Source organism: Pseudomonas sp. TWR3-1-1, assembly GCF_049896545.1.
Taxonomy (GTDB): domain Bacteria; phylum Pseudomonadota; class Gammaproteobacteria; order Pseudomonadales; family Pseudomonadaceae; genus Aquipseudomonas; species Aquipseudomonas weihenstephanensis.
The window spans coordinates 1-1196 of the sequence record NZ_JAFCUO010000044.1 but is presented as its reverse complement, the minus strand read 5'-3'; the positions used below and the strand labels follow the sequence as shown (position 1 = coordinate 1196).

The window sequence follows — 1196 nt, the reverse complement described above, 5'->3', positions numbered from 1 at the left end:
AACAGCGTCAGCCCACCGCCGATGGCTGCACTTGCTCGCGCCAACGACCCGTGGCGGGCAATCCAACGTCAGGCAGTTGCAGCATGACCGCACTCCGCCGAACAGTCAGGATCACCAGCGGCCCCATGCGACCGCTGGATCTGCAAACAGTATGCGACCAGTGCAACAAGTCGCGCGCCCATGGCAACCACACTAAATGCAGCAAGTTGCGCCAAGCCCAAGCTGTTGAGCGGCGCGCACGGGAGAAGATATGAGAAATATCGCGAGAAAAGATGCTCTCGATGAAATGACCAAAGATGACCTAGTGGCCTGGATCAGGAACCAACACTTCCTGCGACCCAAGCGAAGTGATGTTTTGTATATCCGCTGGGAAAGGCAATCAGCTGAAGTCCTCGAGGAAATGCAGAAAGAAAATAAGGCGCTAGATGGTTTTGATTTCAAGGAGCGCGACCGATTGGCCGTCAGGTTCAATGAGTCGAGGGACGCTGGTGAAAAATTGCGGCTTCTAGAGCTGATGCAGCCCTATGACAAGGCAATGCAAGATCACATCAGGCGATCCCAGGCTCTCGACCGGAAAAGCAAAAGAGTCGACGCCCTCTATGAGCAGATCGATGTAGAGCGCCAGAAAGAGCGGCGCACCTGATACATATCGCCGCAACTTTCCCTCAATTCAAAGTCAGCCGCCTTAGCGGCAAGGACGAAGTCATGCCTAAACATCAGCCAGAATTGGCCCGCATCTATAACGTGTTCGGCCTCAGCTCAAATCATGAACTGTCGACCCTGCTGGTTAACATCGATAACACCAAGCGCTTTTCCGATCTTCTGCATGCGGTTGAGCGCGAGTTCTTCATGGTGCCCGGCGAGCCATCTGATAAGCCAGAAGATGCGGGGCTCCTGGCAGATGACGAGTGCCTGGTAAACCGTTGGGGCTCTACACCGGCTGAGTACCTCAGGCAGTTCAAGGCGGCTTTACCAATAGCTGCTGCTAATTCGGTGCCTGCCTATGAGTCGCCAGTTACCGGCGTGAAGTGGTCCCTAACCGGGGACAACGGTTCTTGGGATTACGACAGTCTCGATGAACTGCTCAAGGATAATTACGGCCATGACAGCGATGGCGACGGGCATCCGGCAAGCTACCGGCCTGGCCTGTATGAAGGCGGCACGGTCTATCGCGGGATTGAGTGTAAGGATGACCC

At 55.1% G+C, this 1196-nt stretch carries 1 protein-coding gene and 1 pseudogene; both read left to right on the top strand.

The window, feature by feature from the left end; genetic code table 11:
* Positions 1-250 precede the first annotated feature (250 nt).
* Positions 251-643 (top strand): hypothetical protein, encoded by a 393-nt coding sequence (locus ACP7A4_RS23095; RefSeq protein WP_426248514.1) that lies wholly within the window; start codon positions 251-253, stop codon positions 641-643.
* 62 nt (positions 644-705) lie between these two features.
* A pseudogene (locus tag ACP7A4_RS23090) lies at positions 706-1196 on the top strand (hypothetical protein); the annotation flags it as partial.

Bases quoted from the DNA above. Each gene is read 5' to 3' on its own strand.
- ACP7A4_RS23095 (WP_426248514.1), top strand. From the start codon at position 251: ATGAGAAATATCGCGAGAAAAGATGCTCTCGATGAAATGACCAAAGAT.